This window comes from Aeribacillus sp. FSL W8-0870 (assembly GCF_037963755.1).
GTDB lineage: Bacteria > Bacillota > Bacilli > Bacillales > Aeribacillaceae > Aeribacillus > Aeribacillus composti.
In genome coordinates, this window is sequence record NZ_CP150165.1 from 3166454 (window position 1) to 3189541 (window position 23088).

Here is a 23088-nt window from a genome sequence, read left to right on the forward strand (position 1 = left end):
TTATTGAAATATTTTGTTCACTGCTTCGCTTAGCGGCTGGTAGATCCATGTGAGCAATTCAATCGGATTTGGAATAGGAAAATTAATGCATCTGGCAATACTTAATCCTGTTCCTAAAAAAAGAAAAATGATAAACACAATAAAATCCTTCCAGAGCTTATGTTTTAATAGCAGCAGAGCTTCGATTATAAAAATACATGCAGAAACGAAAAGAATGCCGATTATGTTCCACATTCATTTAATACCCCTTTAGGTAATCTATTTCTTCTTTCGTTGATTTTCGTTTTGAAAAAGTGATTTCTCTCTTTTCGTATTTTGCTGTGAACTAAAAACTCGTGGTCGAAAAATAAGCAGACGGCGGGGCAGACGAATAAAAACGTCCTTTTGATCTGCCAGCGTAAACGGAGCCATTGGACTTAAATAAGGGACGCCAAATGAACGAAGACTGCTCAAATGAAGAACTAGCGCCACCAATCCAAGGATAATTCCGAACAAACCGAAAGATGCGGCAAGCCCCATAAAAACAAATCGTAACATCCGCACGGTGATCGCTAGGTCATACGAGCTGACCATAAAACTTGAGATAGCTGTAAATGCTACAACAATTACCATTGCGGCGGAAACAATTCCCGCGTCTACTGCTGCCGTCCCGACAACTAATGTTCCAACAATTGAAACGGCTTGTCCGATAGCTCTTGGCATTCGAAGTCCTGCTTCCCTTAAAATTTCAAGCATAATTTCCATTAGAAATGCTTCAATAAATGCGGGAAACGGAACGCCTTCCCTTTGGGCGGCAAGACTGATCAAAAGCTGTGTCGGCAGCATTTCCTGATGAAAAGTTGTAATAGCAACATAAAGAGACGGTGCAAGGAGCGCAGTGAAAAAACCGAAAAAACGGAGCAAACGAATTAATGAACTTATATCTGCGCGTTGATAATAATCTTCAGGGGATTGCAGAAATTGCACAAAAATTGACGGTACAGTTAAAACGAAAGGAGTGCCGTCCACTAAAATGGCTACGCGGCCTTCTAGAAGATGTCCTGCCACGATATCAGGCCGTTCCGTATTATAAATAGTTGGAAATGGCGTGTATGAGTCATCTTGAATCAGCTCTTCGATATATCCGCTCTCTAATATTCCATCAATATCAATTTGTTCAATTCTGCTTCTGACCTCCTGCACCACTTCTTCTCTCACAATCCCTTTAATATACATAATGCTGACTTCCGTTTTTGTTACTTTTCCGACTTTTTTTGATTCAATCCATAAACGATGGTCTTTTATCTTTCTGCGAATAAGGGAAGTATTGACACGCAAATTTTCCGTAAATCCTTCCCGAGGACCGCGAATAGTTGTTTCAGTTGTTGTCTCTTGGACTCCCCTCTCCTTTCCGCCTTTCATTTCAACGGCAAAGCCTTGTTCGTATCCATCGAATAATAAAACAACTTTTCCAGACAGAACAGCATTCGTGATAACGTTGAAATCATGCACATCTTCAATCGAACCGACGGTCAAGACCATTTCTTTTATATAATTGAGCAGCGTCAAACCTGCCAGATCTTTCAGATCCACTTCATTTCTTCTCAATTCAAACATTAACGATTCCATAACAAAATTATGATTCGCTTCACTGTTAATCAAACCGTCCGTATAAATAATCCCGACGCGGATTTCCCCTTGTCTTCCTATTCTTATTTCCCTTGTAACAATGTCGCTGCTGTTGCCAAATGCTTCTCTAATTTTTTTTAAGTTTTCATGCAAGCTGCGTTTGATCGTTTCTTTGCTTTGCGGTTGCTCGCTGCTATCTTGCTTTTCCTTGTCTGCTAATAGCTGTTCAAATGACTTTTTATCGATCGATTTCTTAAAAAATTTTAAAAAGCTCATGCCGAATCCCCCTAACGTTTTTGAACCTTTTACTTGTAAAGTGCCCAATTGTTCTTTTAATATGTAAAAAATCCCATGAAGCAGGCGGTTTGCCTGTTTTCATGGGATTAAATAAACAGAATGATAATCGATTGTACGAACCCGATTATACCACCAAGGAGAGCGCCTAAGTAGGTAATCATTTTAAATTCCCTTTTGGAAATAGTCAGTACAACTTCTTCGAGACGTTCAACCGAGAAGGATTCTACCTGTGCCGTCACAATTTCATCGATATCGAAGGCTTTCATAATCTGTTCCACACTGTTTTGCAAATAAAGAACAGAGCTGGAAATGACAGCTGGCAGCATTTTTTCCATAATTGCTTGTTTATACGGCTGGATAAGCTCTGAAATTGGTTTATCCAATGTTTCGTAGATACGTATTTTTTCCGAAATAAGTTTTGCAATGGACAAGCTTGTCTTTTCTTTGTCCATCCTGCTTGTGAACTCAGAAACCGGCATTTCAAGCAATCGGCTCCATTCTTTAAAAAGAATGGAATAAATCAGATCAATCGTCCCTTGATGACGAAAAAACTTTGCTGCTTCTAATTGAATTTTATCTGCGATATTCAAGTTTCCTAAAAACATTTGAATCATGCCGCCAAACGTTCCTTTTTGTTGAAGAAAGTCATCGATCATTCTTTGCAGCGCTTGTTTCCCTTCATCACTTTCAACATATTGAACGCCTTTCATTGCAATCCATTCTGCAAGACTAGGAATTTGCAATTCGATGTTCTTCTTCCATTCTTGCGGCAAAAAATGACTGACTTTTTGATCTGTATTGAAAAAATGAAGTATGCTTTTTTCAATCGCTCGTTCAAGTCGGGTGGCAATCATTTCCTTGCTGTTGGATACTCCATACTCTTCCAGTAATTCCGTTAAAGTTTTTTGTTTGGCAAGCCAAGCATCTATCGATTGAAGCAGGAATGATTGTATTTTCTGCTGGAAGGAGACCTCCTCCATTTTCTTTTTGATTCCTTCTGGTGTAACTAAATGCTCGATCACCATTTTTCCTAGCTGCCTAGCCAGCTCATCCCGGCGTTTCGGAATAAGGCCTGGCGTAAAGGGAAGCTTTTTTCCAAACAAATAGATTGGTCTATATGGGCGAAAAAGCATTTTAATGGCAATGTAATTCGTAACACCGCCAATAAATGCACTAATTACGACCATCATAGCTGATGTTAATATAAATTCCATTTGCATCTTCCTCACTGTTTATTCACAAGATCAACTGCCAGACATACGATATCATAGCATGATTTACCTAAGTTAATATTATAAATCGGTTAACATTTGTAAGCAAACGGGGTAATTCAAATGGCAGAAACAAAAATTTTAATGATTCCACTCGAAGAAAAAAACGGTTTCTATATGGAAATAAGCGATTCTTTGCAAAAAGCTTTGACCCTTCCACTGATCCAAACGTTTTCCTTACATTGCGGCCAAGAAACAGTTAAAACAAAAGCCTCCTTCATCCGAAACGAAAAAATCGTTCTTTATGCCAGTGAAGAGATTTACAACGCTCTTCATCTTCCTATAAAATCTTTAACGCTTCGTCTTCAGTATGATAAATTCACCAACACCTTCAAACTCGGACCGGTCATTTGTGTATTGATTGATTCTATTCAGGACGATGAAAAAATCCAGTTTGGAAATATTGATGATTTTTGTAAAGAGATGGCGAATTACTGTGCGGAAATTGGCGCATTTTTTTGTATTTCAACATTAACTGATCTGCAGCAAAATCAGAAGAAAGGGTTTCATTTATCTCATCAAAATTGGAAAAAGGAAACCATTCCTTGTCCTGACGTGATTTATAATCGGATTCGATCAAGAAAATTAGAGTGTTCTCAAAAATATTTGAAGTTTTTGCAATTTGCAGCTGCAAACGATATACCGGTGTTTAACCACCGCTACTTAAACAAATGGGAAATTCATAAAATTTTTGCGTCCAACCAGCATCTTCTTCCCTACCTTCCAAAAACGATGCTTTTAACAAAAAAATCAGATTTGCAAGTGTTTGTAAATGATTTTCAAGACGTATTTATTAAACCGATTAACGGCAGTCAAGGGAGAAGAATTATTCGCTTGAAAAATAAAAACGATCTTTTCGAAATATACTTTACCGATCCCGGTAAAAGCGAGCAACCAATTATTTTTCATTCCTTTCAGGAAATGTATAAACATCTCTTTCCATATCTCAAAAGAGAACCGCATATTATTCAGCAGACAATCGACACAATCAAATTGGATAATCGACCGCTTGATTTCAGGTTTCTATGCCATAAAATCAATCATCAGGGCTGGAAAATAACCTCTTCTGTCGCCCGCCTTTCCGCTAAAGATCAATTTGTTAGCAATTTAGCTAAAGGCGGTGAGCTGTATAAAATAAAAAAAATCTTATCTGACATTTTTGACAAAAGCACTTGTTTACATCTTTGCAGCATTCTTTCAGAAATAGCACTGGAAGCCGCCAAAACAGTTGAAATGAACGTGGAGGGAGAATACGGGGAATTTGGAATTGATATGGCTGTAAGTGAGGATCAGAAACCATGGATTTTAGAAGTCAATACAAAGCCATCCAAAAATATTGAATACTCTCTCAATCCTTCCATTCGTCCGTCTGCCAAAGCAATCATCCGTTATTGTTTCTTGATAAGCGGTTATGATGTTTCATAACGATTCATATAATAATTGGGTAAATATAGATAAACGGAGGCAGGCGGATATTTGTGGCAGAACCTCTTTTGTCTTTCGGATTTTTAGTCAATAAATATTTTCATGAAGCAGCCTATTTTAAAAATATTTCAAAAGCGGCAAAAAAATTGAATATGAAATGTATTATGTTTCGCCCGTTGGACGTACAATTCGCAAATGGTACGTTAACGGGATTTACATTCAATTTAACATCTAATAAATGGGAGCGAAGTACTTTTCAACTTCCACATTATATTTATGACCGCTGTTTTTATGGCAAAGATGCTGCTTCCATTCAAAACAAAAAAGCCGTTCAAAAATTAAAAATACAACAAAATGTTTCTTTTCTAGGCTACGGATTCCCAGATAAATGGAAACAATATAAAACATTAAAAACTGATCCATTCATTTATCAATATCTTCCTGAAACAGAATATTTCCAACATCCCGATCAAGTTTATACATTTTTGCAATCATATGAGGAATGTATCTTAAAACCAATTCACGGCAGTTCAGGAAAAGGAGTGCTTGTAATTAAAAAAGAAAAGGAAACGCTATTTCTATACTTTTTCATTGGAGCGAATCAAAGGATCGTCCGTTTGAAACATTTCAATCAATTAAAACCATTTCTTGCGAAGAGACAAGTTGACTCATACATTCTTCAACGATTGCTCCCTTTAAAGGACAAACAGCAGCGTCCATTTGACTTGCGCATTTTATTTCAAAAAAACGAGTTCGGTCAATGGATTATGCAAGGAAAAGGAATTCGAATCGGTCAAAAACATACGTATGTATCCAACTTGTCAAAAGGCGGTTCTGTCGTTTCCCTTGAACAATGGGAAAAAGATATTCCAAGGCAGCGATTGAACCATATTTATAACCAAATCGAACAGCTTGCTCACCATCTTCCGCAAAAAATTGAAAAAAATTTTGCTCCTTTATTTGAGCTTGGTGTGGACATCGGCATTGATTTGCAAAATGAAACGATATGGATTCTAGATATTAATTCTAAACCAGGGAGAAATGTCGTTTTAAAAACAGATCCTGCGAGAAAAACAGTTCTGTACGAAGCTCCTGTCCGCTATGCCCGCTACTTGCAACACTCTCTACAAACCGGGGTGGAAATAAATGATTTATCAAATTAAACAGGCAGACCACCTAAACCAAACCGTTTTGCTTCCTAGCTCTTTTTCCCATGTAACGATCGAATCGATCTCTTTCGGCAAACGGAAAATAGCGTGCCGTTCTATTCTCCATCACGAAGACAGCCAAAGCATTTATATTTCAAAAGATATTGCCGAATCTCTGCTTTTACCTAAAAATATTAGGATCAAAGCTTTAGTCCATAGTGAAACGCTATTTTTAGGCCCCGTTGTCGGCATTTTCACAGCAGGTTTTTATAAATCCCTTTTACGCCCATTAGGCGACAGATCGATATTTTTTTCAAAATTAGTGGTCAACGGCTGTTCAACAGGCGCTTTTTGTTTTGTATTTGGGATACATCAAATTCATTGGGATTTAGAGATGATTGAAGGCTATTCATTCAATGAATCCGGATGGGTAAAAATAACCGTTCCATTTCCAAATGTCATCTATGATCGTCTTCCAAATCGGAAGGTAGAAAACTCAGACTACTTTCAGTCTGCGAAAAAAAACTTATTTATGCGCTCAATTCCGCTTTTCAACTCAGGCTTTTTCAACAAATGGGATGTCCATCATATTTTATCCAAAGATGGGACAGTAAGGCATTACTTGCCGGAGACATATCATGCTCCGTCTATAAAAACAATTGAACAGCTGATTAACCGCTTTCAAACGATTTATTTAAAACCTGAAAACGGAAGCCTTGGCCTAGGAATATTTAAGCTGGTGAAAAATCGGAAAAATGGATCAATTCTTTGCTGCTATTATGATGAGAACGGAAAAGGCCAGTTGAAGCTGTTCTCTTCTATTGAAGGCTTTTTGCAGCGTTTTTTTGCACAGCGATCATTAGATCAATATATTGCTCAACAAGGCATTTCCCTTCTTCAATCGAGTGGAAATCCTGTCGATTTCCGCGTGCACACAAACAAGAACGAAAACGGAATCTGGCTTGTCAGTGCAATCGCTGCGAAATTGGCCGGAAAGGGAAATCCTACAACACACGTAAAAAACGGAGGAACAATAAAATCTTTGCATGAATTATCATTGCCGCTGAATAAAGAGGACATTTACCGTTCACTTTCCACCGCGGCTCTTTCTATTAGCAAGGCAATTGATCGCAAAATGGACGGTGAAATCGGAGAAATCGGTTTTGATTTCGGCATCGACAATAACGGGAACATATGGCTATTTGAAGCGAACTCGAAGCCTGGCCGCTCCATTTTTATGCATAAAGATTTGCAGCAAGAAGACCGGCTAACATTGCGCTTTCCATTCCAATATGCCGAATATTTAATGAAAAAAACAATTTCAACTGAGGAGATCTATGATGCCCCATGAAATGCTCGTCGGAATTTTAGCTGGTGATAACGATCGAAGCGGTTCTTTTTATGGAAACATTTCGTTATTTAAAGCTATACAAAGACATTTGACTGAGCAGAACAGTTCAAGCTTTGTTTTTACACCTTCTGGCATGAAAGAAAAATCGATCGTCGGCTATATATATGAACCGAACGAAAATCGCTGGTTGAAAAAAAAGTTTCTATATCCAGATGTTGTCTATAATCGCTATCCGTTTCGCGATACAGTTCAAAAAACAGATTTCGTTTTCCGCTCTTTAAACAAAAAAAACATCCCATATTTCAACAGACATTTTTTTAATAAATGGGATGTCATTACTTGTTTGCAAAAAAATAAGCACCTTCTTCCTGTCATACCTGAATCGCAATTAGCAACATCGAAACAAGATTTTTATACATTTTTTGAAAAATACCCCTCCGTTTATTTAAAGCCTGTTGGACAAAGCCAAGGGAAAGGAATCATTAAAATAACAGCCGAATCCAAACATAACTACATTATCAAAACGGTAAATTCTATAAAAAATGAATCTTCATTGGAAAATATTTGGAAAGAAATAAAACACATTCTAAACGAGCCGTATATGATGCAGCAGGAGATCGTTTCCGATCAGATTAACAGTCAGAAATACGACTTGCGCATTCTCGTTCATTACAGTCAAAACAAATATGTTATTTCGGGAATTGGCGTGCGCGCATCTAAAAACATCACAACACATGTAGTACATGGAGGCTCTATCCTTCCCTTCTCCTTTGTCAAAAACCGTGTCGATACTAAAAAAATGGAAACTATTTGCCATGAAATTGGCAGCACACTCTCTCAATGTTTTCAATTCATTGGGGAATTTTCTATTGATGCAGGAATTGATACAAAAGGAAATATTTTTATTTATGAGGTTAATTCGAAACCGATGGTGTTCGATGAAAAAGACATATTCCAAAACGGAATTGTCCAGCTAAGCAAATTGTTCCATCATTTAGCAAAAAATCGAATCGATTTCAAAAAAACTTGATAAAAACGGATGCACAAGCCACAAATTTTTGTAATCATCCATGATATCATACATTCTTTTTATAATTTTCCCTTTTCCTGAGCAACCTAATGAATAATTCCAGTGAATAAGGAGGGTAATACGGTTATGGATAAAGATAAGGAAGTAAAAGATTCGCTATATGAAGGTCGTGATCAATCGTTTATGGACATTGACAGAATGATTAATGAGGGTCTTTCAGGAGGATCTGTTCACTACCGTTACAATGCGACCAATATTGAAGAAGCAAGGGACCTCGAGGAAGAAGAACCGCCATTTGACATAGAGAAAATTAACGAAAAGTAAGCCTGATGTTTGAAAAACACATCAGGTTTTTTAAATTTTAGCTGTAAAAGAATTCAGAGCTTAAAGCTTAAAAAGCCCCTTTCGTTATGTTTCCTGAATGATTGCATGCTCTTCTTCATGGCATTGGCTGCAATATAAAAGATGTATGCATTGATGATTTTTTAGTGAATCTCTTTTTCCATCTAAAAGCTTCATCAAGTCCATTTCCATATAAGCACTGTAGTCATCTAAATAGTCAGTAATTTTCCCTGCATCTAATAAAATGCCTCCGCATTTGGAACAATACTTATGAAGTTGCTGAAATCCATTGCATAACGGACAGGCTCGCATGTGAAAACTCCTTTATTTGTTGTTGATTTATGTATAATGTTCCCTTTCTAGTCTGATTTACAGAGTAACGACACAAAACAGAAATTACCATTTCTCATTTCGAATAGATTTTTACATCCTACTCATACTACTTAATGAACACCATACATCCCGGTGGGTTAAGCCGAGTTTGGCAGTGAATCTTTTGATTCACGCTGGTGCAACTCCAGCTAACCCAGCCAAAAAAAATTTCACAAGGAGTTGAAAATTATGGCTCAACAAAACCGCAGCAACAACTCTAACCAACTTTTAGTTCCTGGTGCACAACAAGCGCTTGAACAAATGAAATACGAAATCGCAACAGAATTCGGTGTAAATCTCGGACCAGACACAACTTCCCGTGCCAATGGATCTGTTGGTGGAGAAATCACAAAGCGTTTAGTTGCACTTGCTCAACAACAAATTGGCGGTTTCCAACAACAATAACTAAAAAATTAATATTCATGGCTATGGAGGCACTACCCGTGTCTCCTTTTATTTGAGAATAAGGAGGTTTTTCAAATGACAGTTGGTACAAAATTGATGGAAACTATTTCAAGCTGTGAAAGTGCGGTTGCGAACTTACATAGCTTCGCACTGGAAACAGAAGATCAACAAGCTAAGCAGTTATACCAAAACCTTGCAAAACAACAACAGGAAGTGCTTGACCATTTAAAAGCGAGGCTAAATTACATTCAAAACGAAGAGCCGCAATTTAAACAGCTATAAATCAGGAGGGGACCATTCACTCTCCTGATATTTCCCATTTTGTGCTTGAACCCTTCCAATTCAGCTTCCTCTTTCTATTTCTGTTAATTCTAATCCTTCCAAGCTTCATTCCATTACAGGAAAATCGCACCTCTCTTCAACTTTCAAATCCACTCACGAAGTGTCGTGTTTCCCCCTTTCGTTCGAGCAGTTGTTATAAGCATTTAAAATCTGATCTTTCTAAAAACAATTGCAGTAATAAATCGTCTATAAAAACCTTAGATATCCGTTAGATCATCACATTGAGATAGACTGCCAAACAATCGAATTAATATTCAAAAAACAAAAAAATTATGGTAGATATTCCATCTTTTTGCTAAAATATCTAAATATTGGGGGGAAGGGAATAAAAACTGAAGATCATTTTGTTAAAGAAAGCGTCATCATGGAAGTCTTGACTGCACGCGCATTTTGTCGATTATAAAAAAATTCTTGATTCATGCCGCCAGCTGCAACATCATCTACAGGTTATTTGCTCGGAATGTGCTTTTCGGCGAATATGAGTTTTACACCATACTAAAATCTTCGCCTTTATAAAACATCATTCATTTTTGAATATAAAATTTAACAAATTAGAATAAAAATTAACTCAACTTTCGCAGCTCAATTTTGGTAAATAAGCCTTGATATAATTAGGCAAAACTACAATCCATTTACGTAATTGACTTTCGATGAATTTTTTAATCTTTTGATTTACATTTTGAAGTGCATCTTCAAGAATTTCAATGAGTAGTTGAAGTGCAAAGGCCCAATCTAGTTCATCGATTTCATCACAAAGTTCATAAAAAATGCCGCCTAATGTTCGATAATCTGTACTTACTCGGTTTTGCCAAGACAAAACAATGTACCTTGTAAACACAATAGTGGTATGGCTGATCATGGAATCATAAGATCTTCCTTGGAACTCTTTTTGGAGTTTCAATAAGGATTTGACTGTTTTGAAGAATACTTCAATATCCCAACGTATCCCATAAATACGAATGATTTCTTGATCCGATAAAGTACAGTCTGTACTCAAAATAGCTAGCCACTGTCTCTTTTTATTACGATTACGGACAAATACCACTTTAACAGGTACGCCATTTGCCATCGTTGTGTGAATAGAGCGCAAAATACCCTTTTGATGTTGTGATGGTTTAGCTGTTTGGTATAGTTTTTTTAGGCTCACCCATTCACCGTTCACTTGATATCTTTGTTTTGTATCCTTCACCATTCCAATAACATCCAACCCTTGATCCACAATGGACTTGATCAAAGGCTGTTGGGTAAACCATGTATCCATTAAAACGTATGAGGCATCGATTCCTTGAGAAAGTGCCCGTTTAATCATATTGGGAATAACTTCCGGCGCTTTTTGTAAAGCTTCGACACGCCGCTTATAACCGGATGTACGCTTATCGATTCGGTTATCAATCCCATTGATTTGGGAATTCGTAGAGCTTAATAAAGCAAAATCAATAGGCAAAAATGTAGCACCATCTGACCAGCCGAGTGTAAGCATACGAAATCCTTTGTAATAACGCATTTTTTGAGAAGAATGATCGAAACAGCGAGCAAGCAGTTCAACCTTTTTACTGCGATTTCGTTCATAAGATGAGTCGTCCACGATCAGCACTTTCGGACGGTCGTGTCTCGTTAAACTACTTACCTTCATAATGGTGAAAGTACTCAAAACAAGTAAAAACCTGCGCCAATTGTATTGAGGGTTATTTAAGAAGCGATAAATAGCGTTTTTTTCCGGCAAATCTTTAGCTTTTTTACTTTGAAGAAGTCGAAACAAATTTTTGCCTTCAAAAACTAAACTAAAAACTAGCTGGAATAAATAGGCGCAGGAATAACCGAAACCCTTGTTAATTCCCACTTTCCTTAAATATTTTAAGATTTCAAGTTCATCAAATATAGCTTTTACTTCTTTTGGTAGTTGATTGTTCAGTCTGTTATTCGTTATCATAATAAGAGACACCTCACCTGCTTTTGGTAATGTTTTTTCTGGACAATTAAACTATACCAAAAGTTGAGGTGTTTTTTTTGCAAATTTTTATGTCAAGAAGTATTCGAAACAACCAACAAACCCATTAACCGTAAGGCTTAGAAATCCAATTTACTGTGAGAAAGTTGAGAAATTAAAAAATAATCGAAAAAATTATTATTTAGCTGCCGATATATACAGTGGACACTAATAATGAATTTTGAAGGGGAAATCAACCAATGTTTAAAAAAAGAAAACAAGTTCCATCACTTTTTGAAAAACAAGTAGATCTTCAACAAGTAAAACTTGAAGTGACTGATGAAAAATATCAAAGACAATTAGCGATGGTTGGCCTAACAAAGGATGATCTTATTTGTACTCTTATATTAAAAGATGCGATTGAAGAAAACATAAAGTTTATTATCGATGCATTTTATGATGCTCTCCATCAAGAACAATTTTTGATTGACTTAATTAATAAATACAGCTCGATCGAAAAACAGAAGGAAAGATTGAAAAAACATGTGCTGCTTATGTTTAGCGGATCCTTAACAGATGAAGATATAACAAGAATGAAGCGGATTGCTGTAGCCCACGTCCGCATTGGATTAGATACGATCTGGTACATGAGTTCATTCCAGCAATTACAGAAATCAATTTTTTCCGTTGTTGCGAAAGCGTGTCCATCGAAGGAAGATTATCATAAAGCGGTGGTCACCATTGCAAAAATGTTGAACTTTGAACAGCAAATTGTGTTGGAAGCATATAATGAAGAGTATTTAAAAAGACGGCAAAAAATCGAAAAGGAAAAACAGGAGCTTCATGAAAACATCGCCCAAACCTCCATTCGTCTTGCTGATCTTATTGAATCAGCCAATTCAGCTATACAAAAAATTAACGAACGATCCAAACAATTTGCCTTAATTGCAGTTGATCGTTTTGAAACAGCGGCATCAACCGAAGCAGAAGTCAGTTCAAGGAGAGAAGACTTGAATTTTCACTCCGGTTTAATGGTCAATATAAAAGAACGGACAGATGATATTGCTTTAAAAATAAAGTCGCTTGAACAAACTTCTGAAAAAATTAATCATGTCGTCTCGATTGTTACTTCTATTGCTGAACAAACTAACTTGCTGGCTCTAAATGCCGCAATTGAATCAGCGCGTGCAGGGGAATACGGGAAAGGATTCGCTGTTGTTGCTAGTGAAGTGAGAAAGCTGGCGGAAGAAACAAAAAATTCCGTGCTTGGCGTTTCCAATTTAATTGAGGAAATCAGAGCGAAAATTAACGATATCGCTTCATCTATTGTGGAAGTAACAGAGCTTACAGGCAATGGTTCGCAAAGAATGAAAGAGATGAACCAATTCTTCGACAATATTTTGTATGCCTTCGACAAAAATAAAGAACAAACTGAAAAGACGAAAAATGAACTCGAAAACTTTGCTGAAATCATTGATGATATAACAAATTTCATTGCGCAAATCAATGAGACTTCAGAACATTTAAAAAAGCTGGCCAATCATATATAAATTCTTTTTCAGACGCTTGAGCCCCATCATTCCGAACTTAGGAGAGATGGGGTTTTTATTGGTACTGAACCATAAAATAGATAGATGAAAAGGAGGGCGGCCGGGAGATGTTTGTTTCATAAATCACCATACCGCCTGTACCGTCGGCAAATCCGCTTGTTGCAAATGTTTTACCTTCTTTTTCTGGATGAATCACAAAAAGCTGAACAAGTACTTTGGTTCTGTACAAATTTAATAGTACGAGGATCTATAAAAATTGTTTGCGCAGTTCTAACATCGTTATCGTTTTGCTTGGAGATTAAAAAAATAAGGATATATGCTCGTATATTGAACATATATCCTCATATTCTTCCAAATGTTATGTGGTGTTTTTCTATACCCCAAGATATTTATGTTGTATTTCATTATTTTTCATTAATTCATCTGGGCTGCCCTGCCATACAATAGTACCTTTGTTCATAATTAAAATTTCATCTGCTACTTTGCATGCGAGTGATATATTTTGCTCAACCATTAAGATCGAAAGTCCTTCCTGCTTCAGTTTTACAACTATATCGCCGACCTGATCGATAATGACAGGGGCTAATCCTTCCGATGGTTCATCCATTAATAAAAAGCTGGGATTTGTCATCAAAGCTCTTCCGATTGCAAGCATCTGCTGTTGTCCGCCTGAAAGCTCAGTACCCATATTTTTTTCTCTTTCTTTTAAAACAGGAAATAATTCATATACCCTTTCCAAATCCCAATTATTATTTCGGTCTATTAAATTTTTACGGGCAGCCATTGTCAAGTTTTCACGAATGGTAAGAGAAGGGAAAATCCGCCTTCCTTGTGGAACGAATCCAATTCCAAGGCACGAAATTTGATGAGGCAACAGGTTATTCAGCTGCCGTTCCTTAAATTGAATTTTTCCCCTCCGCGGTTTAAGCAGCCCGGCAATCGTATGAATCGTTGTTGATTTACCTGCTCCATTTCTCCCAAGAAGAGCAACACATTTCTTGCTTGGAACTGAAAATGAAACGCCTTGAAGAATATGACTCGTTCCGTAGTAAGAATGGACATTTTGAAGCTCAAGCATGAGCTTTTGCACCTCCCCCAAAGTAAATTTTCCTTACTTCTTCATTGTTTCGAACTTCTTCGGGAGTGCCGCTTAATATCACTTCTCCGTGATGAAGAACAGTAATTCTGTCAGCAATGGAAAATACAACATCCATATCATGTTCAATAATTAGTATAGATACTGTCCGAGGAAGCTTTTGAATCATTTCAGCTGTCTGTGCAGTTTCTGCTGGAGACATTCCTGATGTCGGTTCATCCAAAAGCAAGATCTTCGGTTTAGACGCCATCGCTAGCAGAATCTCAAGAAGCCGCTGCTCTCCATAGGAAAGATTGTTCACCTTGACATTTCTGCGTGTAGAAATCTCCCATTGTGCAAGGATTTCATCTGTTTCTTTTTTGAGGTCGATATGCTTTGTCAACGCATGAAACATTTGGTAGCGATATCGTTTCGTTGCTGTTAAAGCAAGATGAAGATTTTCTTCGACTGTCAAATTTCCGAACAAGTTGTTTTTTTGAAACGTTCGCGACATTCCTAAATGAACCAATTTACTGGAAGGCATATTGCTTATTTCTTGCCCTTCCAAAAATATTTTTCCTGAGTCAATTAGCAGGACATTTGTAATACAATTAAAAAGAGTTGTTTTCCCCGCACCGTTAGGGCCGATGATAACATGGCGTTCTCCTGGCTGAACTTCCAATGATACGTTTTGAAGAACTTGTAATGTTTTGAATGATTTGTTTATATTTTCTACTTTTAATATACTCAATTGACTACCTCCTCTTTTTCAACATGCTGCGGAGCGTAATCATCGCTATTTTTTCGTTTTTTATAAAAAATCTTAGATTTCAATAAAGCAAACCAATGGATAATTCCACCTTTGCCAACCAGCACAAGAATCACTAACAGGGCTCCCATTATAATTGGCCACCGTTCTGTGTACGTGCTGATAAAGTTCTGTAAAAAAATGAATAGACCAGCTCCGATTGCCGGACCAATCAGTGTACCAACTCCTCCAATTATTACCATCATCATAACTTGACCCGAAAACATCCAACTCGATACATCTGGGCTTACAAAAAGGTTGTAAAATCCGTATAAAGATCCTGCAAATCCTGCTAGGGCTCCGGAAAATGTATATGTTAAAAGCTTATAAATGCGTACATCGTACCCCAATGCACTCATTCGTGCTTCGTTTTCCATTATTCCTTTGACAACTTTACCGACTGGAGATTCAACAAAAAATCTAAGCAGTAAATAAACAATAATAAAAGCTGCTGCCATTACGGAATAAATCCCTATAGGACTGACAATTTCGCCAAAACCGAGATTCAAAGGAGCGGAAACTTTCATGCCGTCTGCTCCGCCAGTCCATTGCTTTAATTGCCAAGCCAGAGCAAACAGCAATTGTCCGAAAGCAAGAGTAATCATTAAAAAGTAAAATTTCGAAGTGCGTATAAATATCGCGCCAGTAACTAATGCAAGAAGACCAGATATGCAGATAGAAAAAAATAGTAACAAGTAGGAATTTGGAATATGCGGTCCGAGAAGTGCCACGGTATAGGCTCCAATTCCGAAAAATCCTGCATGACCTAGTGAAACCATTCCTGCATACCCCATTATTAAACCAAGACTCATGGCAAAAATAGCCATAATGAAGATTTCGGAAACAAGATCGATCCCATACACACTTAAAACGAAGGGCAGAACGAAAGCAATAAGCAGAAATACAATGAAAATTAGAATATTCTTTTTCAACTATGCCACCTCCCTTCCAAATAGCCCTTGAGGACGGATAATTAATACTACAACCATGAGAAGAAATACGATTAGCATTGATAATGAAGGAAACCAAATCTTGCCGAAGGTCTCAATCAATCCGATGAGAATTGCACCAATGAAAGAGCCTTTCCACGAACCTAAGCCGCCGATCACTACAACAATTAATGATGTAACGAGAATGTCTGATTCCATACCTGTATACATCCCGATTAACGGTCCTCCTAATACTCCGCTCAACGCAGCTAATCCTGCACCGAAAGCAAAAACTCCAGTAAATACGACCCCAACATTTATTCCAAGAGCTGAAACCATTGCCCTGTCATCCACACCTGCACGAATAATCGCACCGATTCTAGTTTTGCTCTCAAAATACCAAAGAAGCAGCGCTAGCAGACAGCCAATTAAAACAACAAACAACCGATAAAAAGGGAAAACCATCGGTCCAATGGAGATCGACGAATCGAGCAAAGCAGGGACAGCCATCGTTTGAGGCTCTGTACCCCAAATCCACTTTGCGGTATCCGCAATAACGAAGGCTAAACCAAATGTGAGCAGCACCTGCTCAAGCTCTTTCCCATAAATTTGCCGAATAAATAATTTTTCAATAATAATCCCGATCACAGCCGTAACAGCAACTGATAGCAATAAAGCAATCCAAAAACTGAATTGTTGATTCATAAAGGTAAAGGCCATATAGGATCCAAGTAAAAATAATGTACCGTGCGCCAAGTTAACAATATTCATAACTCCTAAAATAATCGTCAACCCTGCTGCTATCATAAAATACAGCATCCCATACGCTAATCCCGTTAATAGCTGTACAGAAAATATAGACAATGACAAAACGATCCCCCACTTTCTCAATTTATGAAACGACAAATTGGGACTGGAGAACTTTGCCCCAGATCCCAATCCTGTTACATGGACTAATTTGCAGGAGCTTTTTCAGGCATCGTTACTTTTTCGGCTGTCTCCAGTACTTCAGGGACAATTTGATTATCCTTTTTTGTGTTCTTTGCGATGTAGAAATTCTGTATTGGGTTGTTCGTTTTTGGATCAATCGTAATTGGTCCGCGTGGGCTGTCAAAGGAAATCCCTTTAAGGACTTTTATTAAATCCTCTGCATTTGTGCTTCCTGCTTCTTTAATCGCTATATCTATGACTTTTGCGGAGTCATAGCCTCCCACTGAAAAAGTGTTTGGCAGCTTTCCGTATTTTTCCTGATATGCCTCTACAAACTTTTTGTTTTCTTCATTTTCTAGCCAAGGCGAGTACAGGATGCCAGAAATGATTCCTTCTGCTGCTTCACCAGTAGGTTCGAGGATCAGTTGATCGCCAAATTCCATTGGACCTGACAGCGGAATTTTTCCCTTTAAGCCAAAATCATTGTATTGCTGAACAAACCGAATTCCATCGCTGCCTGCCATGAATGTAAAAACTAGTTCAGGCTTTACTTGGGCTACATCAGTAAGATACGTTGCGAAATCATTCGTTCCTAATTTAGGGTATATTTCTTTTACTACCTTACCGCCAGCAGCTTCAAAAGCTTCTTTAAAAGCGGAAACAACTTCCTTTCCTGCAGGGTAGTCGGGTGCAATCGCTACCGCTGTTTTTCCAACATTTTTTGCTAAATATTCTCCAGCACTGCTGCCATTTTGCCAGTTGGAAAATGACAGGCGGTAAATGTAATCGCTTTTTTTGCTCCAGGAAAGATCGTTTCCGGCAGCATTGGCATCAATTAATATAATTTTGTCTTTCTCCACCTCGTCTCTCAATGCGTAAGCGACTGCTGAAGAAATTGGTCCAACAAGTATATCTACTTTTTCATTCTTGACTAATTGGCGATATTTCCTTAAAGCAACTTGCGGGTTTGCTTCATCATCTTCAAATTTTATTTCCACCTTTTTTCCGCCCAACTTGTTATCATTTTCTTCAAGATAAAGGTTAAATCCGTTTTTAATGCTTTCCGCAAGCGGAGCGAATGTTCCAGTTGAAGAAAGGATGACGCCAATTTTGATTGTATCTTTTTCACCGCTGGAATTAGACTTGCTATTGCTTACAGCCGATCCTGAACAACCTGATAAAATCAACATTATAGTAATAAAAAGAACACTCCAAAATTTACCTTTTCCCACCATTTTATACCCCCCTAAAAGCATTAGTTAAACGCTTTCATTTTTTGAATTGCAAGGTTAAAAAGCTTTTCACTCCCTTCTTTATATTTTTTAATATTCCAAATTTTTTTATTATTGTTTTTTATATTATTGCCTGCAGATTGGCTTCACAACATCGTTGTTTCAGAATGTGCAACGAATGAATAATTTTTAAATTTATAAAGTTGTCCACAGCGGTTTCCAATCATTGTGAATTTATCCAGCTTGATCTGTTAATTCCCAGCATGGCTGCAATTAAGCAGCTTACTTAATTTTCTTCGTATGTAAACTCTTGTTTAATAACAACAATATGCTATCCATTCGTTCACCAAGTTTTGCTAGGTTGTGCTTTTAAAAGCAACAAACACGAAACGATTTGGACGCAGCGGACTTATTTATATTTTTATGATTAAAAACAGTAATTTACTGTAGATGAGCAAATTCACTAACATAAATTTACATCCGAACAAAAAAGGAGACATGAACCCGATTCCTTGATTAGAATAGATGTGTCACCAAACCATTCTCAAGGAGGTTCATGTCTCATGAATAGACTACCACATCACCAAGGAATCGACAAGTTTTTCGCAATGTTGGGGCTGGCCCTTTATTTCTCTAAGCCGGTCATGAAGCATCTCGTTCATATTATCGATGCGCTGACAACGAAAGGATTTGTGGGAACCTTGACCGATCTGCATCATGAGAGCTTTCATCCCAACCATCGAACGACACTGAGCCATTTTTTCACGAAAAGCCCTTGGGATGAAGAAATCTTGCTTCGCAAACTCCAGCAGTGGATGCTTCGTCATGTGGAACGAACGGCCAAGCGAAAGAATCACCCCATTTTTGTTTCGATCGATGATACGATCTGCCGAAAAACGAAGCCTTCGTCACAGGCGAAACACGCTATTGAAGGGTGTAATTGGCATTATTCTCACGCGGACAAAAAGTCGATTTGGGGACACTCTCTCGTCTGGCTCATGGTTCATACGATGACGCAAGCCTTTCCCTTTGCGTTTCGCCTCTACGACAAGGCGGATGGGAAAAGCAAGGGTCAATGGGCCATCGAGATGCTTTCTTCTTTGGATGTGCACGGTTCTGTTTATGTGCTGATGGATTCTTGGTACCCATCGAAAACACTCGTGGAAGCCTGCCTGAAAAAAGGATTCCACGTCATTGCGATGCTCAAGACGAATCGGGTTCTTTATCCAAAAGGCATCGCCATCCAAGCCAAACAGTTTGCCCGCTATATCGAACCGAACGACACCCATCTCGTCACGGTGGGAGAAGAGCGTTATCGCGTGTATCGCTACGAGGGAGCGCTGAAAGGTCTCGATGATGCCGTTGTGTTGTTGGCTTGGAAAGCCGATCAGCCGATGACACCTGAACATCTTCACTGCGTCTTGAGCACCGACCGGGAGCTAAGCGATGAAGAGATCTTGCGCTACTATGCCCAGCGTTGGTCGATCGAATGCTTTTTTCGACAAGCGAAAGACCAGCTGAAGCTCGATGGGTACCGCGTTCGTCAACGTCGGGCGGTGAAACGGTATTGGATCTTGGTGCAACTCGCTTATGTGTACAGTATGGTCGAATCCAACAGCGATTTCTCTACCGGGCTTGACTTCCTTCGAAAGAAGAAAGGACATAGCCTCGTGGAGTTTATTTACGATGCAGCGAAACAAGATATTCCCATTGATGTCGTTAAAAAACAGCTTCATGTGGCATAAGGGGTACTCCGTTTGTCTCTTTTTACATGGTAATTATTGTAATGAAAATTGCTCAACTACAGTAATTTAAACTCTGCTTTATGTATATTTCTCTTCTCAACACAAATAATATTTTCTGTAAAAAAATCAAAGGAGGAACAATCATATGGCTCTCATTCCTTACGATCCTTTTTCTGAGATCAACCAATTTAGACGAAACATGAATCGCGTTTTTTCTGAAAGCTTCCCGCATTTTTTTGAAAACTTTGAGACTATGAATACCCCCCGGCTTGATATTCATGAAACTGCTAATGAAGTAATTGTTACGTGTGATTTGCCCGGCCTTGAAAAAAAGGAAGACGTTGACATTCATCTTGATCGCAACGTTCTTACGATCAGCGGCACAATTCAAAGAAGCAAAGAAGTAAAGGAAGAAGAAATGCATAGACGCGAACGGTTTGTAGGGCGGTTTCACCGCGCTGTTGCATTGCCGGCAAATGTAAAAGAAGAAGAAGTGAGCGCGACATATAAAAATGGCGTTTTGGAAATCCGTATTCCAAAACAAACCGAAAACAACAAAAAGAAAATTGATATTCAGTTTCATTAATTGTTTCGTGAGGTTGCAAAATTTCAATCAGCCTCACTTTTTTATTGCAATTTTCGCCAAGTACGATTATGATGAATATATAACATCAAAAATCTATATATTGTGTAATCAAAAACAATTAAATACTATATATTGAAAACCTAACGACAAAGGTGCTGTTTTCAGCTTAAAAGGGAATCCGGTGAGAATCCGGAACTGTCCCCGCAACTGTGAGTGCTACGAAATGAATAATCCACTGTACGTTTCGTATGGGAAGGATTCAAAGTAGGATGAAGCACGAGTCAGGAGACCTGCCTTTGTCCGAACGTTTCTAATTCTTCGGGGGTTGGGAAGATGAAACGATGGTTTGAATGGAGTAGTTTCGCCTTGTAAACTGCCTCCCTTTTAATCATCGTTTGATCCGCTCAGCTTCCTGAGCGGTTTTTTATTTTGATAAGGAGGATGTTTGATGAATATTACGAAAGCATTAAATCTATACGAGGTTTTTCAAAATCATTTTAACAGGAGCGATTGGGAGCTTTATCTAAGACAGCTTGAAAAAAAGTTTCCATCCCTTTCCTTTCATGAATACAGCGAGAGAGTGTCGACAACCCTACAATACCAGCAGATTGATGATCTTGAAAAATTTACAAACCTGCTGATTATTGAAGCTTTAGCAAACATTTCGGAAAGTGAGCCGGATTGGACTTTTTTAGCTGCACACGTATTTCTTGAAAAAATTTACTATGAAGCGAGCCAAAACAGAAATTACAACCAACCGGGCTACGGCGATTTTTATTTGTTAATCGAAACATTAACCGATCTTGGAATCTACAGCCCTCTTTTGCTAGAGCATTATTCAAAAGAGGAAATTATGGAGCTGGGAAATGCCATTGATCCTGAGAAGGACAAGCTGTTTACATACATCGGATTAAGGACCCTTTACGACCGGTATTTAGCTAAAGATTTTCATAAACGAACATTTGAGCTTCCACAGGAACGTTTTATGATCATCGCTATGACGTTAATGATCAACGAGCATCCGTCCAAACGTTTGCATCTTGTAAAGGAAGCGTATTGGGCATTGAGCCATTTATATATGACGGTTGCAACACCTACATTGGCTAATGCAGGAAAATCAGTCGGTCAGCTTTCAAGCTGCTTTATTGATACGGTAGACGACAGCCTTCAAGGCATTTATGATTCGAACACTGATATTGCCAATGTTTCTAAAAGCGGCGGAGGCATTGGAGTTTATTTAGGGAAAATCAGAAGCCGCGGAAGCGATATCCGGGGGTTCAAAGGAGTTTCATCAGGTGTCATTCCTTGGATGAAGCAATTAAATAATACGGCAGTGAGCGTCGACCAGCTCGGCCAAAGAAAAGGAGCAATTGCCGTTTATTTGGATGTTTGGCATAAAGATATTTTCGCCTTCCTAGATGCAAAATTAAATAACGGAGACGAACGGCTGCGCACCCATGATTTATTTACAGGTGTATGCATTCCTGACCTATTTATGGAGCAAGTTGAAAAGCGCGGGGACTGGTATTTGTTCGATCCCCACGAAGTTCGCAAAGTCATGGGATTCAGTCTGGAAGATTATTATGATGAAGAAAAAGGTAACGGCAGCTTTCGGGAAAAATATTTTGAGTGCGTGAATCATCCTTCCTTATCTAAAGAAAAAGTGCCTGCGATTGAAATAATGAAACGGATTATGATCAGCCAGCTTGAAACGGGAACGCCTTTTATGTTTTATCGGGATGAAGTGAATCGAAAAAACGCAAACAAGCATGCCGGCATGATTTATTGCAGCAATTTATGCACAGAGATTGCGCAAAATCAAAGTGCTACTACTGTTGAAGAACAATATGTTGAAGATGGAAAAATTGTCATTGTGAAAAAGCCCGGCGATTTCGTCGTCTGCAACCTTTCTTCCATCAACTTGGCACGGGCTGTTCCAGACAACGTTCTGGAACGTTTAATCCCTATTCAAGTGCGGATGCTGGACAACGTTATCGATTTAAATAACATTCCGGTATTACAGGCAAAGCTTACAAATGAAAAATACCGTGCAATCGGTCTTGGAACGTTTGGCATGCATCATTTATTTGCACTAAAGGAAATTACATGGGAAAGCGACGAGGCAGTCCAATTTGTCGACCAACTATATGAAAAAATTGCGTATTTAACCATTCAGTCGAGTATGGAGCTCGCAAAAGAAAAAGGCGCATACCCTCTCTTTAAAGGCTCGGAGTGGGATACAGGGCGATATTTTGAAATCCGCGGTTATACGTCAAAAAAATGGCAGGAATTAAAGGAAAAAGTGCAGACTTTTGGGATTCGCAACAGCTATTTAATGGCGGTCGCACCGAACGCATCGACCTCCATTATAGCCGGAAGCACAGCAAGCATCGATCCAATTTTCCAAAAAGTTTATTCAGAGGAAAAGAAAGACTACAAAATTCCAGTTACCGTTCCCGACTTAAATGCGAAAACGACTTGGTATTATAAATCCGCTTATTTGATCGACCAAACATGGAGCATCAAACAAAATGCAGTGCGCCAGAAACATATTGACCAGTCCATTTCCTTCAACTTTTACGTCCTAAACACGATTAAAGCGAAAGAATTGCTGGAGCTTCATTTGACAGCTTGGAAATCCGGATTAAAAACAACGTATTATGTCCGTTCGACATCAAGCGACATTTATGAATGTGAATCATGTGCAAGTTAAGG

Annotated in this window: 21 protein-coding genes and 1 riboswitch; of the genes, 11 read left to right on the forward strand and 10 right to left on the reverse strand. The window is 38.3% G+C overall.

The features are described 5' to 3' along the window. The 3 genes from NSU02_RS15360 to NSU02_RS15370 all read right to left on the reverse strand — a co-directional run bounded on the left by NSU02_RS15360 (position 1) and on the right by NSU02_RS15370 (position 3119). The gene (locus tag NSU02_RS15360; protein ID WP_066248956.1) at positions 1–234 is read right to left on the reverse strand and encodes a hypothetical protein; all 234 of its coding nucleotides are present in this window, start codon (positions 232–234) and stop codon (positions 1–3) included. Positions 235–258: 24 nt separating this feature from the next. Beyond that, positions 259–1884 (reverse strand): spore germination protein, encoded by a 1626-nt coding sequence (locus NSU02_RS15365; protein WP_339193247.1) that lies wholly within the window; start codon positions 1882–1884, stop codon positions 259–261. A 107-nt stretch (positions 1885–1991) separates the two neighbouring features. Continuing rightward, a complete protein-coding gene (locus NSU02_RS15370) occupies positions 1992–3119 on the reverse strand; it encodes a DUF445 family protein (protein WP_339193248.1) in 1128 nt (375 codons plus the stop codon). Positions 3120–3239: 120 nt separating this feature from the next. Between NSU02_RS15370 and NSU02_RS15375 the strand changes: the two genes are divergently transcribed. The 5 genes from NSU02_RS15375 to NSU02_RS15395 all read left to right on the forward strand — a co-directional run bounded on the left by NSU02_RS15375 (position 3240) and on the right by NSU02_RS15395 (position 8454). Beyond that, the gene (locus NSU02_RS15375; protein WP_339193249.1) at positions 3240–4601 is read left to right on the forward strand and encodes a YheC/YheD family protein; all 1362 of its coding nucleotides are present in this window, start codon (positions 3240–3242) and stop codon (positions 4599–4601) included. A gap of 53 nt (positions 4602–4654) precedes the next feature. Further along, positions 4655–5764 (forward strand): YheC/YheD family protein, encoded by a 1110-nt coding sequence (locus NSU02_RS15380; RefSeq protein ID WP_094244613.1) that lies wholly within the window; start codon positions 4655–4657, stop codon positions 5762–5764. After that, positions 5748–7100 (forward strand): YheC/YheD family protein, encoded by a 1353-nt coding sequence (locus NSU02_RS15385; protein WP_339193250.1) that lies wholly within the window; start codon positions 5748–5750, stop codon positions 7098–7100. The genes NSU02_RS15380 and NSU02_RS15385 overlap by 17 nt, the downstream gene beginning before the upstream one ends. After that, on the forward strand, positions 7087–8130 hold the full coding sequence (locus NSU02_RS15390) for a YheC/YheD family protein (protein WP_339193251.1): 1044 nt from the start codon (positions 7087–7089) through the stop codon (positions 8128–8130). The genes NSU02_RS15385 and NSU02_RS15390 overlap by 14 nt, the downstream gene beginning before the upstream one ends. Positions 8131–8256: 126 nt before the next feature. Beyond that, positions 8257–8454 carry a hypothetical protein gene (locus NSU02_RS15395; RefSeq protein ID WP_144597082.1) on the forward strand — a complete coding sequence of 66 codons (198 nt, stop codon included), beginning with the start codon at positions 8257–8259 and terminating at the stop codon, positions 8452–8454. An 84-nt stretch (positions 8455–8538) separates the two neighbouring features. Here the strand turns inward: NSU02_RS15395 and NSU02_RS15400 are convergent, their stop codons facing one another. Next, positions 8539–8784, reverse strand: coding sequence for a hypothetical protein (locus tag NSU02_RS15400; protein WP_144597080.1), 246 nt, complete (start codon positions 8782–8784; stop codon positions 8539–8541). A 249-nt stretch (positions 8785–9033) separates the two neighbouring features. Between NSU02_RS15400 and NSU02_RS15405 the strand changes: the two genes are divergently transcribed. Together NSU02_RS15405 and NSU02_RS15410 are read left to right on the forward strand one after the other, a co-directional pair. After that, entirely contained in the window at positions 9034–9249 is a 216-nt protein-coding gene (locus tag NSU02_RS15405) for an alpha/beta-type small acid-soluble spore protein (RefSeq protein ID WP_063387285.1), read from the forward strand. Between the two features lie 75 nt (positions 9250–9324). After that, the gene (locus tag NSU02_RS15410; protein WP_063387284.1) at positions 9325–9531 is read left to right on the forward strand and encodes a DUF1657 domain-containing protein; all 207 of its coding nucleotides are present in this window, start codon (positions 9325–9327) and stop codon (positions 9529–9531) included. Positions 9532–10159: 628 nt separating this feature from the next. On the opposite strand, the gene NSU02_RS15415 is transcribed toward NSU02_RS15410, so the two are convergent. Continuing rightward, on the reverse strand, positions 10160–11521 hold the full coding sequence (locus NSU02_RS15415) for a transposase (RefSeq protein WP_094245809.1): 1362 nt from the start codon (positions 11519–11521) through the stop codon (positions 10160–10162). Between the two features lie 257 nt (positions 11522–11778). On the opposite strand from NSU02_RS15415, the gene NSU02_RS15420 reads away from it, so the two are divergent. After that, entirely contained in the window at positions 11779–13068 is a 1290-nt protein-coding gene (locus NSU02_RS15420; protein ID WP_130158449.1) for a globin-coupled sensor protein, read from the forward strand. A 373-nt stretch (positions 13069–13441) separates the two neighbouring features. Here the strand turns inward: NSU02_RS15420 and NSU02_RS15425 are convergent, their stop codons facing one another. The 5 genes from NSU02_RS15425 to NSU02_RS15445 all read right to left on the reverse strand — a co-directional run bounded on the left by NSU02_RS15425 (position 13442) and on the right by NSU02_RS15445 (position 18045). Further along, the gene (locus tag NSU02_RS15425) at positions 13442–14146 is read right to left on the reverse strand and encodes an ABC transporter ATP-binding protein (RefSeq protein WP_094244608.1); all 705 of its coding nucleotides are present in this window, start codon (positions 14144–14146) and stop codon (positions 13442–13444) included. Then, complete coding sequence (locus tag NSU02_RS15430; RefSeq protein ID WP_339193252.1) at positions 14139–14894, reverse strand: ABC transporter ATP-binding protein; 756 nt, start codon at positions 14892–14894, stop codon at positions 14139–14141. The genes NSU02_RS15425 and NSU02_RS15430 overlap by 8 nt, the downstream gene beginning before the upstream one ends. Further along, positions 14891–15883: a branched-chain amino acid ABC transporter permease gene (locus NSU02_RS15435; protein WP_339193253.1), complete on the reverse strand. Its 993-nt coding sequence runs from the start codon at positions 15881–15883 to the stop codon at positions 14891–14893. Before NSU02_RS15435 ends, NSU02_RS15430 begins: the two co-directional genes overlap by 4 nt. Further along, positions 15884–16744, reverse strand: coding sequence for a branched-chain amino acid ABC transporter permease (locus NSU02_RS15440; protein ID WP_094246385.1), 861 nt, complete (start codon positions 16742–16744; stop codon positions 15884–15886). An 89-nt stretch (positions 16745–16833) separates the two neighbouring features. Continuing rightward, positions 16834–18045: an ABC transporter substrate-binding protein gene (locus tag NSU02_RS15445; RefSeq protein WP_339193254.1), complete on the reverse strand. Its 1212-nt coding sequence runs from the start codon at positions 18043–18045 to the stop codon at positions 16834–16836. 560 nt (positions 18046–18605) lie between these two features. Here NSU02_RS15445 and NSU02_RS15450 point away from each other — a divergent pair. The 3 genes from NSU02_RS15450 (at position 18606) to NSU02_RS15460 (ending at position 23086) form a co-directional block, all read left to right on the forward strand. Then, a complete protein-coding gene (locus tag NSU02_RS15450; protein ID WP_063388773.1) occupies positions 18606–19787 on the forward strand; it encodes an IS701 family transposase in 1182 nt (393 codons plus the stop codon). A gap of 145 nt (positions 19788–19932) precedes the next feature. Beyond that, a complete protein-coding gene (locus NSU02_RS15455; RefSeq protein ID WP_063387274.1) occupies positions 19933–20373 on the forward strand; it encodes an Hsp20/alpha crystallin family protein in 441 nt (146 codons plus the stop codon). Positions 20374–20506: 133 nt separating this feature from the next. Next, positions 20507–20686, forward strand: a riboswitch (cobalamin riboswitch). 135 nt (positions 20687–20821) lie between these two features. Next, a complete protein-coding gene (locus NSU02_RS15460; protein WP_066250873.1) occupies positions 20822–23086 on the forward strand; it encodes a ribonucleoside-diphosphate reductase subunit alpha in 2265 nt (754 codons plus the stop codon). Positions 23087–23088 lie beyond the last annotated feature (2 nt).

Excerpts from the sequence above, each read along its gene's own strand:
- NSU02_RS15360 (WP_066248956.1), bottom strand. The coding sequence starts at position 234 with ATGTGGAACATAATCGGCATTCTTTTCGTTTCTGCATGTATTTTTATA.
- NSU02_RS15390 (WP_339193251.1), top strand. The coding sequence starts at position 7,087 with ATGATGCCCCATGAAATGCTCGTCGGAATTTTAGCTGGTGATAACGAT.
- NSU02_RS15400 (WP_144597080.1), bottom strand. The coding sequence starts at position 8,784 with ATGCGAGCCTGTCCGTTATGCAATGGATTTCAGCAACTTCATAAGTAT.
- NSU02_RS15420 (WP_130158449.1), top strand. The coding sequence starts at position 11,779 with ATGTTTAAAAAAAGAAAACAAGTTCCATCACTTTTTGAAAAACAAGTA.
- NSU02_RS15370 (WP_339193248.1), bottom strand. The coding sequence starts at position 3,119 with ATGGAATTTATATTAACATCAGCTATGATGGTCGTAATTAGTGCATTT.
- NSU02_RS15450 (WP_063388773.1), top strand. The coding sequence starts at position 18,606 with ATGAATAGACTACCACATCACCAAGGAATCGACAAGTTTTTCGCAATG.
- NSU02_RS15395 (WP_144597082.1), top strand. The coding sequence starts at position 8,257 with ATGGATAAAGATAAGGAAGTAAAAGATTCGCTATATGAAGGTCGTGAT.
- NSU02_RS15405 (WP_063387285.1), top strand. The coding sequence starts at position 9,034 with ATGGCTCAACAAAACCGCAGCAACAACTCTAACCAACTTTTAGTTCCT.
- NSU02_RS15375 (WP_339193249.1), top strand. The coding sequence starts at position 3,240 with ATGGCAGAAACAAAAATTTTAATGATTCCACTCGAAGAAAAAAACGGT.
- NSU02_RS15365 (WP_339193247.1), bottom strand. The coding sequence starts at position 1,884 with ATGAGCTTTTTAAAATTTTTTAAGAAATCGATCGATAAAAAGTCATTT.
- NSU02_RS15445 (WP_339193254.1), bottom strand. The coding sequence starts at position 18,045 with ATGGTGGGAAAAGGTAAATTTTGGAGTGTTCTTTTTATTACTATAATG.
- NSU02_RS15385 (WP_339193250.1), top strand. The coding sequence starts at position 5,748 with ATGATTTATCAAATTAAACAGGCAGACCACCTAAACCAAACCGTTTTG.
- NSU02_RS15410 (WP_063387284.1), top strand. The coding sequence starts at position 9,325 with ATGACAGTTGGTACAAAATTGATGGAAACTATTTCAAGCTGTGAAAGT.
- NSU02_RS15460 (WP_066250873.1), top strand. The coding sequence starts at position 20,822 with ATGAATATTACGAAAGCATTAAATCTATACGAGGTTTTTCAAAATCAT.
- NSU02_RS15415 (WP_094245809.1), bottom strand. The coding sequence starts at position 11,521 with ATGATAACGAATAACAGACTGAACAATCAACTACCAAAAGAAGTAAAA.
- NSU02_RS15455 (WP_063387274.1), top strand. The coding sequence starts at position 19,933 with ATGGCTCTCATTCCTTACGATCCTTTTTCTGAGATCAACCAATTTAGA.
- NSU02_RS15425 (WP_094244608.1), bottom strand. The coding sequence starts at position 14,146 with ATGCTTGAGCTTCAAAATGTCCATTCTTACTACGGAACGAGTCATATT.